We start from the raw sequence: 15,092 nt of genomic DNA, 5'->3' as shown, positions 1-15,092 counted from the left end.
TATCCGTTCGTTGCGGAGAAAAAAGCCCATCCGAAGATGGGCCAAAAGTTTCCACGGCAACAAAAAATCTTTCGCGTTGTTATTCGCAGCGGCGATGAACGCGCGCTGCGGGCAACTTACACGCTGTAGTACAGTTCAAACTCAACCGGGTGCGGCGTCATGCGCACGCGGTCGTTCTCTTCGATACGCAGCGCGATATAAGCATCGATAGCGTCGTCGGTGAACACGCCACCGGCGGTCAGGAACTCGCGGTCCTGATCCAGGGCGTTGAGGGCTTCTTCCAGCGAGCCAGCAACCTGTGGGATCTCTTTCGCTTCTTCCGGCGGCAGGTCATACAGGTTTTTGTCCATCGCTTCGCCCGGATGGATTTTGTTCTTGATACCGTCAAGGCCGGCCATCAGCAGTGCCGCGAAGCACAGGTACGGGTTAGCCGCCGGGTCCGGGAAGCGCACTTCGATACGACGTGCTTTCGGAGAGGCAACGACCGGAATACGGATAGAAGCGGAACGGTTACGGGCTGAGTACGCCAGCATAACCGGTGCTTCGTAACCCGGAACCAGACGCTTGTAGGAGTTGGTGGTCGGGTTCGCCAGGGCGTTGATGGCTTTCGCGTGTTTGATCACGCCGCCGATGTAGAACAGCGCCTGCTCGGACAGACCGGCATATTTGTCGCCAGAGAACAGGTTAGTACCGTTCTTTGACAGGGACATGTGGCAGTGCATACCGGAGCCGTTATCGCCAAACATCGGTTTCGGCATGAAGGTCGCGGTTTTACCAAAGCGGTGCGCGACGTTATGAACCACATATTTGTAGATCTGAATTTCGTCCGCTTTCTTGGTCATGGTGTTGAAGCGGGTCGCCACTTCGTTTTGACCGGCGGTAGCTACTTCGTGGTGGTGCGCTTCAACCACCAGGCCCATCTCTTCCATCACCATACACATGGTGGAGCGGATGTCCTGAGAGGAATCAACCGGCGGAACCGGGAAGTAACCGCCTTTCACGCCCGGACGGTGGCCTTTGTTGCCGCCTTCGTATTTGGTCCCGGAGTTCCATGCGCCTTCGATATCGTCGATAGCCACGTGAGAGCCGGAAATGGAGCTGCCGAAACGGATGTCGTCGAACAGGAAGAATTCCGGCTCTGGCCCGAACAGTACGGTATCGGCGATACCGGTTGAACGCAGGTACTCTTCAGCACGTTTCGCAATGGAGCGCGGATCGCGGTCGTAGCCCTGCATGGTGCCCGGCTCAAGGATGTCGCAGCGGATGATAAGTGTAGGTTCTTCGTAGAACGGGTCAATGACAGCGGTAGAAGCGTCAGGCATCAGCACCATGTCGGATTCGTTGATACCTTTCCAGCCACCAATCGAGGAGCCATCAAACATTTTGCCTTCTTCGAAGAAGTCAGCATTAACCTGATGGGAAGGGATCGTGACATGCTGCTCTTTACCTTTAGTATCGGTGAAGCGTAAATCGACAAACTTCACTTCATGTTCATTCAGCATCGTCAAAACGTGTTCAGCGGACATACTTGCACTCTCCCGGATTTTGTCATTGTCGTCGTGGTAACGAGGTTTTCAAACACTGTATCAAAGTGGCGTTCTCGCTCTGATGTAGATAAAGCGAAAAGTGTGCCAACTTTCAAATTACCTTAAAAAGGCGCTATCATGCGCACCATAGTGCAAACGAGCTGCACCACCGTGGACAGATTGCACCAATATAGTGCCTTTGTGTAAAAAATGGGCACTGTATTGGTGCAATTTGCGTTAGTGGGCGCACGTTTGCTGCGTGAAAAGGATCACAAAGCCCTCCTGCAATACTTGTTTGCGAAGGATCTTTGTGATCTTGTTCAGTCCTGCGATTAATCCGTGTACAATAACGCGCTATTTCTAATGCCTGAGGCAAAGTTGTGATCGAAAATCTGCGTAACATCGCCATCATCGCGCACGTCGACCATGGGAAAACAACCCTGGTTGATAAGCTGCTCCAACAGTCTGGTACGTTCAGCGAACGTGCGGAAACCACCGAGCGTGTGATGGACTCCAACGATTTGGAGAAAGAGCGTGGGATTACCATCCTCGCTAAGAACACCGCTATCAAATGGAATGATTTCCGTATCAACATCGTTGATACCCCCGGCCACGCCGACTTCGGTGGCGAAGTTGAACGTGTAATGTCCATGGTTGACTCAGTACTGCTGGTCGTTGACGCAATGGATGGCCCTATGCCGCAGACGCGCTTCGTGACCAAAAAGGCGTTTGCCCACGGTCTGAAGCCAATTGTTGTTATCAACAAAGTTGACCGTCCTGGCGCGCGTCCTGACTGGGTTGTTGACCAGGTATTCGACCTGTTCGTTAACCTCGACGCGACCGACGAGCAGCTGGACTTCCCGATCGTTTACGCTTCTGCGCTGAACGGTATCGCGGGTCTGGACCACACTGACATGGCGGACGACATGACCCCGCTGTATCAGGCTATCGTCGACCACGTACCGTCGCCGAACGTTGACCTGGACGGCCCGCTGCAGATGCAGATCTCTCAGCTGGACTACAACAACTACCTGGGCGTGATCGGCATCGGCCGCATCAAGCGCGGTAAAGTTAAGCCGAACCAGCAGGTTACTGTCATCGACAGCGAAGGCAAAACCCGTAACGGTAAAGTCGGTAAAGTACTGGGCCACCTCGGTCTGGAGCGTATCGACAGCGAACTCGCGGAAGCGGGCGACATCATCGCGATCACCGGTCTGGGCGAACTGAACATCTCCGACACCATCTGCGATCCGCAGAACGTCGAAGCGCTGCCGGCGCTGTCCGTTGATGAACCGACCGTAACCATGTTCTTCAACGTCAACACCTCTCCGTTCTGTGGTAAAGAAGGTAAGTACGTGACTTCACGTCAGATCCTCGACCGCCTGAACAAAGAGCTGGTGCACAACGTTGCGCTGCGCGTTGAAGAAACCGAAGACGCTGACGCGTTCCGCGTATCCGGTCGTGGCGAGCTTCACCTCTCCGTACTGATCGAAAACATGCGTCGTGAAGGTTTCGAGCTGGCGGTTTCCCGTCCGAAAGTTATCTTCCGTGAATTCGAAGGCCGCAAGCAGGAGCCGTTCGAGAACGTGACCCTGGATATCGAAGAGCAGCATCAGGGCTCTGTGATGCAGGCGATGGGTGAGCGTAAAGGCGACATGAAAAACATGGATCCGGATGGCAAAGGCCGCGTACGTCTCGACTACGTGATCCCAAGCCGTGGCCTGATCGGCTTCCGTAACGAATTCATGACCATGACCTCCGGTACCGGTCTGCTGTATTCCACCTTCAGCCACTACGACGACGTGCGTCCGGGCGAAGTGGGTCAGCGTCAGAACGGCGTACTGATCTCCAACGGTCAGGGTAAAGCGGTTGCGTTTGCGCTGTTCGGCCTGCAGGACCGCGGTAAGCTGTTCCTCGGTCACGGTGCTGAAGTTTACGAAGGCCAGATCATCGGTATTCACAGCCGTTCTAACGACCTGACCGTAAACTGCCTGACCGGTAAGAAGCTGACCAACATGCGTGCTTCCGGTACTGACGAAGCCACCACCCTGGTTCCGCCGATCAAAATGACGCTGGAGCAGGCGCTGGAGTTTATCGATGACGACGAACTGGTAGAAGTTACCCCGGTTTCCGTACGTATCCGTAAACGTCACCTGACGGAAAACGACCGTAAGCGTGCCAGCCGTGGCCCGCGTGAAGGCTAATTAACGGTAATCACCGTATCGAAGCCCCGGCTGAAAAGCCGGGGCTTTTTTTATGCATTTTTATAACCCCGCTGTTCGCCTCATAGTCAAAGTTTCGCTTTACCGCTACAGTTAACTCTCCATGGCCCAAAAGGAGAGAGTCATGCTCTATATCTTTGATTTAGGTAATGTCATTATCGATATCGACTTTAACCGCGTGCTTGGCGTATGGAGTGATTACAGCCGCGTGCCGCTCGCTACCCTGCAGCAAAATTTCACGATGGATGAACCCTTCCACCAGCACGAACGCGGTGAGATCAGCGATGAGGCGTTCGCGCAGCAGCTGTGCGCGCAGATGTCGCTGCCGCTGAGCTTCGAGCAGTTCAGCGCTGGCTGGCAGGCGGTGTTTGTCGGCATTCGCCACGAGGTTATCGATATCATGCAAAGACTGCGCGCGGCAGGACATCGCGTCGTGGTGCTCTCCAACACCAACCGGCTGCATACTACGCTGTGGCCGGAACAGTATCCGCAAGTGCGCGCCGCGGCGGATGCAATTTATCTCTCCCAGGAGATGGGCCTGCGCAAACCGGATGCTGCAATCTATCAGCGGGTGCTGGAAGCAGAGAACGTATCCGCCGCCGAGGCGGTGTTCTTTGACGATAACGCCGCCAACGTGGAAGGCGCGCGCCAGGTGGGTATTGACGCGATCCTGGTGAAAGACAAAACGACCGTGCCTGACTACTTTGCGGCCAACGCATGATCACTAAGCTTCAGCAAAAAGCGACGCACCACACCAGGCCGCTGGTGGCCTGGCTGAAACTGCTGTGGAAGCGCATCGACGAAGACAATATGACGACGCTGGCCGGGAATCTGGCCTACGTCTCGCTGCTGTCGCTGGTGCCGTTCGTGGCGGTGATATTTGCCCTGTTTGCTGCCTTCCCGATGTTTTCAGACGTCAGCATGCAGCTGCGCCACTTTGTCTTTGCCAACTTTATTCCGGCCACCGGCGATATTATTCAGCGCTACATCGAGCAGTTCGTCGCCAACTCCAGCAAGATGACCGCGGTGGGCGCCTGCGGGCTGATTGTCACCGCATTGTTGCTGATGTACGCCATCGACAGCGCGCTCAATACCATCTGGCGCAGCCAGCGCACGCGTCCGAAAGTTTACTCCTTTGCGGTGTACTGGATGATCCTCACCCTCGGCCCGCTGCTGGCCGGGGCAAGTCTGGCTATCAGCTCTTATCTGCTCTCCCTGCGCTGGGCGACCGGCTTCAACAGCATGATTGACGACGTGCTGCGCCTCTTTCCGCTGATGCTGTCGTGGATCTCCTTCTGGCTGCTCTATAGCGTGGTGCCTACGGTGCGGGTACCCAATCGCGACGCGGTGATCGGGGCGCTGGTGGCGGCGCTGCTGTTTGAACTCGGCAAGAAAGGCTTTGCGCTCTACATCACCATGTTCCCCTCCTACCAGCTGATTTACGGCGTGCTGGCCGTGATCCCCATCCTGTTTCTCTGGGTCTACTGGACCTGGTGCATCGTCTTGCTTGGGGCAGAGATAACTGTCACTCTCGGCGAGTACCGAAAACTAAAACAGGCCGCAGCAGAGAAAGAAGACCAGCCATGATTGCATTGATTCAACGCGTCTCCCGGGCGAGCGTCGCCGTGGGAAGTGAAGTCACGGGTGAAATTGGGCCGGGACTTTTAGTGTTATTGGGTGTCGAAAAAGAGGATGACGAGGCAAAAGCCGATCGCCTGTGCGAGCGCGTGCTGGGTTATCGCATCTTCAGCGATAAGGCGGGCAAAATGAACCTCAACGTGCAGCAGGCCGGCGGCAGCGTGCTGGTGGTATCGCAGTTTACCCTCGCCGCCGACACCGGTCGCGGCATGCGCCCCAGCTTCTCCCGCGGTGCGGCACCGGATCGCGCCGAGGCGCTGTACGACTACTTCGCTGCGCGCTGCCGCGCTCAGGGCATTACCGCCGAAACCGGCCGCTTCGCCGCTGATATGCAAGTTTCCCTGGTCAATGACGGCCCGGTGACGTTCTGGCTGCAGGTATGAGCCTGGCCGCTACCGGGCTGCGGGTCACAAGAGAGAGTACAAGTATGTATCACCTTCGCGTACCGCAAACAGAAGAAGAACTTGAGAGCTACTACCAGTTTCGCTGGGAGATGCTGCGCAAGCCGCTGCATCAGCCGAAAGGCTCAGAGCGCGACGGCTGGGACGCGCTGGCCCATCACCAGATGGTGGTGGACGAAGAGGGCAACACCGTTGCCGCAGGCCGTCTCTATATCAACGCCGACAACGAGGCGTCCATCCGTTTTATCGCGGTGCATCCCACGGTGCAGGACAAAGGTCTGGGCACCCTGGTGGTGATGACGCTGGAGTCGGTGGCGCGTCAGGAGGGGGTGAAGCGCATTACCTGTAGCGCCCGCGAAGACGCAGTGGAGTTTTTTGCCCGCCTCGGCTTTATGAACGAAGGGGAGATCACCATCCCGCAAACCACGCCGCTGCGCCACTTTCTGATGATCAAACCGGTCGCCAGCCTCGACGACATTTTGCACCGCGCCGACTGGTGCGGGCAGCTGCAGCAGGCCTGGTATCAGCACATTCCGCTGAGTGAAAAGATGGGCGTGCGCATTCTGCAATATACCGGGCAGAAATTTATCACCACTATGCCGGAAGCCGGGAATCAGAACCCGCACCATACGCTGTTTGCCGGCAGTCTGTTCTCACTGGCAACGCTCACCGGCTGGGGGCTCATCTGGCTGATGCTGCGCGAGCGTCACCTGGGCGGCACCATCATCCTCGCGGATGCGCATATTCGCTACCACAGCCCAATCAGCGGCAAACCGGGGGCGATAGCCGATCTCGGCTCGCTGAGCGGCGATCTCGACCGCCTGGCGCGCGGGCGTAAAGCCCGGGTGCAATTACAGGTGGAACTGTTTGGGGACGACACCCTCGGTGCCGTCTTTGAAGGGATCTATATCGTTCTGCCCGCTAAACCCTTCGGGCCGCTGGAAGAGGGCGGCAACGAAGAGGAGTAGTACGGCTCAGGGGGCAGGCGCCGTGTTCGCTGCTGGTGCGGGACTGGCCGGGGCGGGCGCGGAGCTTACCTCGCCGTTGCGTATTGTCTGCTCCAGCTTTTGCCCTTTGCTGTCGGTCACCTGAAGCCGGGCATTGACGCTCGGTTTCAGCAGCTCCGTCGCGCTGATAGCCCCGCTGGCCGTCAGGTGCAGATTGCTGTCACCCGCCAGCGGAATTTCCGGCCAGCCCCACTGTTGCAGGACGTTGACCGGCACCGCGCGGCCATTCAGGCTCACTTTCGCCTGGCGGCCCGGCAGCTGTGAGATTACCGCCGTGGCTTCCAGCAGGCCTTTTCCGGCGAAAGCGCTCAGCTCGCTGATCGTGATCGCCGAGGCGTTAGCGTTGAAGGCGATGGAAGGGTTACGCACGTCCACCCGGTTGAACGTCGCCGCTGCGCCGTTGAAGGTCGCATTCCCGCTCCAGGCTCCCCACTGGCGGTTTTTCACCAGCTGAAGCTGATTGCCGACGCCGTCCAGAGAGGTGATCTGCCACGGGAAAGTCGGGTCGATATCGATAACCAGATTGCGGCTGAGGCTGAGACGCCCGATAGTCAGGCTTTCGAGCCAGGCCGGGAGCGGCTGCATCCACAGCGCCTTCCAGTTATCCGGCAGCGTGTACTCCAGCCCCGCCAGCGCCACCTCGTCGAGCACCAGACGATTTTCGTCCCGCAGCCAGCTGCCGGAGGTGCGCACCATGCCGCGCTCCCAGCGTGAAGTGAACTGGCGCAGCGTCACGCCCTGCGGCGTCAGGTCGGCGTTAACGATGGGGTCGAACAGGTGAACCGAGCCGACAATAAATTCGCTGGCGTTCATCGACAGTCTGCCGTCCTCACTCTGCCAGCTGTCGCCGCGCAGCGTCAGGTCACGCAGGCTTAAGTCGAGATCGGTTACCGCCCAGTCAGGCCCCTGCAGGCGCGCATCGGTGATATCCACCTGTTCCAGGGTCAGCGAGGCGAGGGTAGTGAGCGGGTAGAGGAATGCCGACAGCGTTTTGTCGCTTTGCAGGCGAATGTCGTTCAGGCGCAGCCGATCCACATGCCAGCCGCCGTCCGCGCTGCGTCGGGCATTACCGGTCATCGACCCTTGCGCTACGTCAGCGCCGAAGGTGGAAAGTGTGACCTGCTCGCCATCGATATTCCCCTGCACCAGCACGTTGCTGGCGGGAATGTCGTTGAGCGTCAGGGAACCGGCGCTGATCTGGAAATTGGCTTTATCCCCCAGCACTTTACCCGCTTTCGGCAGCCAGGGCGCTACGCCGCCGTTGACCCGCTGGGCGCTGAGATCCCAGCCGGTACGCGGGCTGTTAAAGGCCATATTCTCCAGGCGCAGGCTGTCGGCCTGGAGCGGTAAAGAGGCAGTGTCAGGCGAGAGATTCAGGGTGCCATCCTGCAGCAGGATGGTATCGGCGTGTAAAGGGTCGGTGAGCTGGCGGCTGCTCAGCCCGATATTGACGCGTTTCGCTACCACCGTCGCGGGCTTGCCGTTGCGGCCAAAGGTCACGTTCAACAATTCAAGGTGCGAAGGGGAAGAGAAGCGATGATCCATCTTGTCGAAAGCGATGTGGTACTCGCTGTGGCTGTTGATCCAGCCGGTGATCCAGCCTGCACCCCAGCGCGTCTGCAGCAGGAGATAGAGCGCAATAATAATGACCAGAATGGCAACAATGAGCCAGGTAAGCAGTTTTCCAATCAGTTTCATCGTCTTCCATCCTGTAAACGTCTGAATAGGCCAGTTATGCCGCATTTAGCGGCACAGCTCAAGGAGGGAATTATTCTGGCAAGTAACAGCGGGCGGTAACAGCGCTTACCGCCCTGGTTATGTCTTAATTTTTTTCCGGCGGGAAAACAAGGTTCAGCACGATAGCGGTAATGCCGCCCGCAGCGATGCCGGAAGAGAGCAGGTTTTTCACCCAGTCCGGGGCAAACTGCAGGATCAGCGGCTGCTGCGATACGCCAAGACCTACCGCCAGCGACAGAGCGATAATCATGATCGCGCGGCGGTTCAGCGGCTCACGAGAGACAATGCGCACGCCTGAGGCCGCGATGGTGCCGAACATCACGATGGTCGCGCCGCCCAGTACCGGCTCCGGAATGTGCTGCACAAAGCCGCTTACCGCCGGGAACAGGCCCAGCACGATCAGCATCAACGCCACCACAAAGCCCACGTAGCGGCTGGCAACGCCGGTCAGCTGGATTACGCCGTTGTTCTGCCCGAAGCAGGAGTTCGGGAAAGTATTGAACACCGCCGAGACAAACGAGTTCAGGCCGTTCGCCAGCACGCCACCCTTCAGACGCTTCATATATAGCGGGCCGGAAACCGGCTGCTCTGAAACGTCGGAGGTTGCGGTGATGTCGCCGATGGTTTCCAGAGAGGTGATCATAAATACCAGCATCAGCGGCACCAGCAGGTTCCAGTCGATGCCCAGACCGTAGTGCAGCGGAGTAGGGATCATAATCAGCGGGCTGTCGGTGGCGGCAAAGCTCTGGGGCAGCATATCCAGTGCCCAGGCCAGCAGATAACCCACCGCCATCGCGATCACCAGTGAAGCCACGCGCAGATAAGGATTACGCTGACGGTTGAGCAGAATAATCACCGCCAGTACCGCACCGGCCAGCAGCAGGTTTTTTGGTGCGCCGAAGGTGTTATTTGCCATTGCGCCATAGCCGCCGCCGATGGAGGTGAGGCCCACCTGAATCAGCGACAGGCCGATAATCATCACCACCACACCGGAAACCAGCGGCGTAATGATGCGGCGCGCCAGATGGAGCACCCGGGAGATCACCATCTCAGTGCAGCTCGCCAGCATCAGGGTGCCGAACAGCGCGGCCATCATGGTGGGTACGTCTGCACCGCCGGTTTTTAGCGCGGTACCGCCCATAATCAGCGGTGCCACGAAGTTAAAGCTGGTGCCCTGAATCGACAGCAGTCCTGAGCCGACCGGCCCCCACGCCTTAATCTGGATAATCGATGCCACGCCGGAGGCGAACAGCGACATGCTGATGATGTGCTGCGTGTCCTGCGCCGGCAGGCCCAGCGCCTGGCAAATAAGCAGGGCAGGGGTGATCACCGCGACGAACATCGCCAGCAGGTGCTGGCAGGCGGCGAACAGGGTTTGTGGCAGCGGCGGACGGTCTTCGAGGCGGTAGATCAGTTCACTGTTATGCGGCTTAGCAATCGGTTGCGCATTTTCAGACTCAACGGCATTAACGGACATCGGTGGAGATCCCCTGACGGAAAAGCGGGCATTCTATCGGACTCAAAGGTAAAAGCAAACGGTTGCACAGGCGCAAATTAATACAGGCACCGGCATGCGACAGGTAATGAAGGGGGTTGAACATAAACGCCCATCTTTCGATGGGCGCAGGAGTACTACAGGCGTTCAATCTGGAAAGTCACATCACCCGTGATTTTACCTTTTGTCGCTGTCTGGCCATTCAACTCAACAAGCTGAAGACCAAGGTATTTAGTAGCGGCAGTGGATTTGTCACCCAGCAGATAAGGTTGGTTGATATCAATGGGTTTGTTGTCAGATTCAAAAAAGCCAATGCCTACGCCTTTGGCTGCATCTTCTCCGGTGGCGGTGTTGGCAAATGCCGTGCCATCGGCGTTATCGTGTACGCCAACGAACCTGACCGCAATTTTTCCCTGCCACAGTTCTTTAGCACAGGCATCGTTATTATCTACTGCCCATACTTGCATTCTCAGTGGTGCGTAAGCTGTGGCGTTATCGCCTTGCTTAATTATATTGTTAACGTCAGCGGTAAGGTTAATGCTACTTTTATCAAGTGCTATCTGGCACGCGTTCGAAGCGGCAGTAACGGTGCCTGTAATAGACAGTACAGCATTAACATCTTCAGCATGCGCAGTACCTAAAACCAGAAATGATGCTACAGCAAGCCCTGCAACTTTTGTTTTCATTTGGTTCATCCTTATAATTAACAGAAGATATAATAACCTGGGTAACGTGCTTATATAATTTCTGCCTCCTTGTGTATTACGAGTGTTTATGTCCCTGCGACAATTTAGCGCTATAGAGAAAGTACTATTAACTGAACCGAACGATATAAATTGCTATGCGGTGGTCTTATATTAATAACGCATATGAACATTGGTCGGCTTTGATTGGGTGAATACGCAAGAGAGACGGTGTGGTCTGGTAAATTATTAATAAGTGTGTTGGCCAACGTCTGTACTCTGCTGCGGTTTATAACGAAATAAAAATGCCTGTCGGCGACAGGCATTAATGTTTATAGACGTTCGATTTGTACCGTAACCGTGCTGTTAATATTTCCCGCAACGGGTTGCTGGTTAGTAAGTTGTACCATTTGCAAACCAAAGGTAGTATCCGTTTGAGCAGCGATTCGGCCAGAATTTACGGCTACAGGCTTATTCTCACTGTCAAAAATACCGATGCCGACGCCTTTCGCTGCGGTTTCATCCGTCAGGTAATTTGCCAAAACAGTGCCATCGGCATTATCAGCAGTCCCCTCAAACCAGTAAGCGATTTTACCCTGCGCAACCAGCTCTTCGCATTTCTCACCACCATCAACGGTAGCATGAATAATAACTGGAAACGTGGCATTTTCGCCCTGCTTAATCATGGTGTCAGCTCTGTCCAGAATAGAAACAGAACCTTCACTCAGACCTACGCTACAGGAAAAATCAGCTTTCTTCAGTACCCCACTAATATCAATAGTAGCGGAAGTATCTTCCGCTTGCGCCGCACAGGCCAGTAGCAGTGTTGCGCTTATCAATCCCGATAATGTTTTTTTCATTACATTGCTTCCTTATTAACTTATTACAGCCAGTCTGGCTTTATCCTGACCAAACCAAATGCCACCTGTTTACAGACGCTCAATCTGTACCGTCAGGTTGGTCTGAATATTGCCTGGTGTTGCTTCCTGCCCTTTAAGGTTGACCAGCGAGAAATAAAGCGGGAAAGAAGCGGTTAAGTTGCTTGGATCTCCGCTTTTGTTGGCGGAAGGGAAGGTCGCGATAGTCGTATTAGGTATGATGATGTTGCTGTACATATCAGAGAGCTGAACAGAGACGCCCTGCGCTGCCGCACTGCCGGTATCGACATTCGCCAGGGTATTTCCTTCCACGCTGTCAGCAGTGCCGAGGAATTTCAGGCCGATATTTTTATAGCCCTCTTCAGCATCACAATTTTTACCACCCAGCTGTATATAGACGTGATCGTCCGCACCGAAGGTATTAATCATGCTTCCCTGTTGAGGGAGCGCTTCTTCACCGTGCTGCAGCGTAAGCATATATTTGCTCATCAACACGGTACAACCTGAAGGCGCGGCTTCCAGCCTGCCCAATATCAGCATGCCATGCCCGAGATCCTTCGCGTGTGTTGGTAACGATCCGGCGATAAGTGCAGCACCTAATGCCATCATTAATGCCATTTTTTTCATAGGGAAATTCTCATTTATACATCAGGTAAATGGCGTTATTAAGCTGATTTATATCGAAATTAAAGGCGTTCGATTTCGATAGTCAGCGCACCATGCACAGTGCCCGCTTCTGGCGTGCGGCCATTAAGTTGAACCATTTTCAGTCCCAGGTTGACTAACCTCTCGTTCGTCACCACTACGTGATAGGTATTTATATTACGAGGGGAACCGTCAGGTTCATAAAGGCCAATGCCGACGCCTTTCGCAGCGCCTGCGCTGGTATCGGTGTTAGCTAAGACCGTACCGTTAGCATCGTCTAATATGCCCGAAAATTTAAGGCCAATCTGACTGGCATTAACTTTTTCCATACAGAGCTCATCACCGACAACCGCAATGGTAAAGATGCTGTTGACGTGTGATGCTGAGCCATCTTGTACTGGTAGATGATCTATTGTGCCTGAGAGCTCAATCGCATGGCTGGAGGGTAATACGATACAGTCACCTTCATCAGGGCCATTTACAATACCGTCAATATTTACCGTAGCCGAACGATCTTCGGCCTGCGCCATCCCTGTGGCGAAACAGGATGCCAGCAAAACCCCAATTATTGCTTTTCTCATTTTTCATGTCCTTATAGAAATAAGCTGGATAACGGTGAGTAATGTAAAGCTTCAGCTTACAGACGCACCAGGTCCAGGGTCAGAACACCGTGTACAGCGCCTCGCGTTGGCGTTTGCCCATTTAATTTAACAAGCTGTAAATTAATAGCGGTAATCGCCGTATCTAATGGAATTATTCCACCGTTAATATTTAGTGGTGCATTATTGTCATCATACACACCAATGCCTACACCTTTGGCGCCGGTTGCATCTGTAATGCTGTTTGCAATAACGGTGCCGTCAGCATCATCAGCCACGCCATGGACCTGAATAGAGAGTTTTTGTGGAGCCGGGCAAAATCCACCTACGTTACCAACTGAAATAGGCAGTCTGATCGGCGTAGTGGCATCTGCTCCCTGTGCAATCAGCTGATCGGTCTGACCAGTCAGAGAGGCGGAAGAATCCACATAGATATAACAATCATTGTTGGTATCTTGCACGGTACCGCTGATCTGAATTGACGCTGGGATGTCATCTGCATTTGCAGCGTTAGCGGCGAATAAAGACGAGAGCATTATGGCTATAAATGCTTTTTTCATTGTCACTATCCTTATACAAAGCAAAAAAAGCCTTCGTAATATTACGAAGGCTTTTGGTTATGCTTACAGACGTTCGATCTGAACAGTCAGAGAGCCCTGAACATCACCTGCGCTCACTTCCTGGTTTGTCAGTTTCACCAGGCTCAGACGGAGGTTATAACCAGTGGTAGTCGCAGGTACGGTGTCTTCATTGATTTTTAAAGACGTACCGTCAATGTTGTACAGGCCAATACCTACGCCTTTCGCCGCGTTCTCAATATTGGCACTGTTAGCAAGTGTGCTGCCGTCTACGCTATCAGCGGTACCCAGGAATTTATAAGCCAGCTTGCCCTGATTCAGCATAGCCTGGCAGTTGGTATCACCTTTGGTGCTGATCCGTACTTCTTTGAAGTTAGTCGGTGTCTGGCCAGCTTGAACCATAGTGGAAATATCTTCGCTCAGAGCTACAGTAGTATCTGATAAATCAACCATGCAGACAGACTCGTTTGCGGTAACAGTACCGGTAACAGACAGTGTTGCAGAGATGTCATTCGGATTTACTTCTGCCTGAGCAGCGCCAACCATGAACAGTGCGGAGACAGCCATACCTAATACGGTCTTTTTCATAATAAATATCCTTATAATTTCTTTGAATGTGAAATAGGCGAAGCGCACTCCCTCTTAAAGATTAAAGAGTAATTACACTTCCGTATTTCTTTTTTATTTATAAATAGTTAAAGGTAATTAATGCGTAATGTTATTTGCGCTTTTACGTTTCCCTTCGTAACCTTTTCCTTTGTTTTGGCATAGCGCACCGCAAGCGGTACGGCAAAGCCGCTTTGCTGTTGGGGCAGCGTTATATCCATTGCCCTGCCGGGCTGCATAACGCTACCGTTATATAGCATCTCAATACCGACGCCACCCGCCGGATCTTCCGGTGATACGTTTTTAAATATTGAAGGCGATTGTGAATCATTTAATCCTTCAATACTAAGGCTGGCTTTATTCGTATTCAGACAAAGCAGATTTACACCCACCGGATAAAGTTTTTTAGATGTATTGCTCGCCAACGCCGCAGCATCAATGGGCGGCAGAGTAATCTGTGGATTCGGCACCAGAATCGTACAGTGAGCTTTGGCAGCCAGTACCGTTAACGCCAGACTAACCACCAGCGAATTATCATTAAGCGACAGCAGCGACGGCAGCCGTAAATTCAACATACCGCTCTCAAGCGCTCCCGTTTTCACCATCTCCAGCCGCAGCCGGATATCATCCGTCGTGAGCGCGGCCCGAGTGAGATCCACAACCGGGGCGATGAACGGCATAACCCACTCTTTGCGCGGCCAACCCGCTTTTTCATAAATAATGGTCACGCGCAGCCCTAAACCCGGTAACGACGTGGCAAAAGTATTGAACCCGCTTTGCCTGGCCGTGATGCGCCCCTTGAGGTTTTTTCTGAGCTGTTCAACGCAGGCGTCGGTAATATCACGATGCGTTCCTGTCAACTGCGCCAGAGACGCCTCTTTTTTATACAGTACACTGCCAACCGGGGCGGAAATCGCATTCGATGGCATCTGGACGGTTAAGGGCACCGTCAGGTTAAGCGGCTCCCTATGCGGCGACGGCAAACACGCTGCCGCCGTCGCGGTCGCAAACGCTCCCTGCGTCACAATGAGAAACAGCGCAATTTTTGTCAGATAAACGATACGTTGTTTGCTCATG

Annotated in this window: 15 protein-coding genes; 5 read left to right on the top strand and 10 right to left on the bottom strand. The window is 54.3% G+C overall.

What is annotated here, in order from left to right:
- Window positions 1-116: 116 nt before the first annotated feature.
- Window positions 117-1,526, bottom strand: coding sequence for a glutamate--ammonia ligase (gene glnA, locus KFZ77_RS18655; protein ID WP_031523201.1), 1,410 nt, complete (start codon window positions 1,524-1,526; stop codon window positions 117-119).
- A gap of 380 nt (window positions 1,527-1,906) precedes the next feature.
- Between glnA and typA the strand changes: the two genes are divergently transcribed.
- From typA to fabY, 5 genes are all read left to right on the top strand, one after another.
- Entirely contained in the window at window positions 1,907-3,730 is a 1,824-nt protein-coding gene (typA, locus tag KFZ77_RS18650; RefSeq protein WP_031523202.1) for a ribosome-dependent GTPase TypA, read from the top strand.
- A gap of 142 nt (window positions 3,731-3,872) precedes the next feature.
- A complete protein-coding gene (yihX, locus tag KFZ77_RS18645) occupies window positions 3,873-4,469 on the top strand; it encodes a glucose-1-phosphatase (RefSeq protein ID WP_264385032.1) in 597 nt (198 codons plus the stop codon).
- Complete coding sequence (locus tag KFZ77_RS18640) at window positions 4,466-5,335, top strand: virulence factor BrkB family protein (RefSeq protein WP_264385031.1); 870 nt, start codon at window positions 4,466-4,468, stop codon at window positions 5,333-5,335. Before yihX ends, KFZ77_RS18640 begins: the two co-directional genes overlap by 4 nt.
- A complete protein-coding gene (gene dtd, locus KFZ77_RS18635; protein ID WP_264385030.1) occupies window positions 5,332-5,769 on the top strand; it encodes a D-aminoacyl-tRNA deacylase in 438 nt (145 codons plus the stop codon). Before KFZ77_RS18640 ends, dtd begins: the two co-directional genes overlap by 4 nt.
- 44 nt (window positions 5,770-5,813) lie before the next feature.
- A complete protein-coding gene (gene fabY / locus KFZ77_RS18630; protein WP_264385029.1) occupies window positions 5,814-6,755 on the top strand; it encodes a fatty acid biosynthesis protein FabY in 942 nt (313 codons plus the stop codon).
- A gap of 6 nt (window positions 6,756-6,761) precedes the next feature.
- Here the strand turns inward: fabY and KFZ77_RS18625 are convergent, their stop codons facing one another.
- The 9 genes from KFZ77_RS18625 to KFZ77_RS18585 form a co-directional block, all read right to left on the bottom strand.
- Entirely contained in the window at window positions 6,762-8,492 is a 1,731-nt protein-coding gene (locus KFZ77_RS18625; RefSeq protein WP_264385028.1) for an AsmA family protein, read from the bottom strand.
- Window positions 8,493-8,616: 124 nt separating this feature from the next.
- The gene (locus KFZ77_RS18620; protein WP_031523211.1) at window positions 8,617-10,008 is read right to left on the bottom strand and encodes a nucleobase:cation symporter-2 family protein; all 1,392 of its coding nucleotides are present in this window, start codon (window positions 10,006-10,008) and stop codon (window positions 8,617-8,619) included.
- Between the two features lie 155 nt (window positions 10,009-10,163).
- A complete protein-coding gene (locus KFZ77_RS18615; RefSeq protein ID WP_031523213.1) occupies window positions 10,164-10,712 on the bottom strand; it encodes a fimbrial protein in 549 nt (182 codons plus the stop codon).
- A gap of 329 nt (window positions 10,713-11,041) precedes the next feature.
- Window positions 11,042-11,569, bottom strand: a complete 528-nt coding sequence (locus KFZ77_RS18610; protein WP_264385027.1) for a fimbrial protein — start codon at window positions 11,567-11,569, stop codon at window positions 11,042-11,044.
- 69 nt (window positions 11,570-11,638) lie between these two features.
- A complete protein-coding gene (locus tag KFZ77_RS18605) occupies window positions 11,639-12,214 on the bottom strand; it encodes a fimbrial protein (protein ID WP_081826941.1) in 576 nt (191 codons plus the stop codon).
- A gap of 59 nt (window positions 12,215-12,273) precedes the next feature.
- Window positions 12,274-12,813 carry a fimbrial protein gene (locus KFZ77_RS18600; RefSeq protein WP_264385026.1) on the bottom strand — a complete coding sequence of 180 codons (540 nt, stop codon included), beginning with the start codon at window positions 12,811-12,813 and terminating at the stop codon, window positions 12,274-12,276.
- A gap of 56 nt (window positions 12,814-12,869) precedes the next feature.
- Entirely contained in the window at window positions 12,870-13,391 is a 522-nt protein-coding gene (locus KFZ77_RS18595) for a fimbrial protein (protein ID WP_264385025.1), read from the bottom strand.
- Window positions 13,392-13,454: 63 nt separating this feature from the next.
- Window positions 13,455-13,997 (bottom strand): fimbrial protein, encoded by a 543-nt coding sequence (locus KFZ77_RS18590; RefSeq protein ID WP_031523220.1) that lies wholly within the window; start codon window positions 13,995-13,997, stop codon window positions 13,455-13,457.
- Between the two features lie 107 nt (window positions 13,998-14,104).
- Entirely contained in the window at window positions 14,105-15,091 is a 987-nt protein-coding gene (locus KFZ77_RS18585) for a fimbrial protein (RefSeq protein ID WP_264385024.1), read from the bottom strand.
- Between the last annotated feature and the right edge of the window lies 1 nt (window position 15,092).

Origin of the sequence: Siccibacter colletis (assembly GCF_025914095.1) — a bacterium.
Lineage (GTDB): Bacteria > Pseudomonadota > Gammaproteobacteria > Enterobacterales > Enterobacteriaceae > Siccibacter > Siccibacter colletis.
The sequence above is the reverse complement of the archived record's forward strand: the minus strand, read 5'-3'. Positions and strand labels throughout refer to the sequence as shown.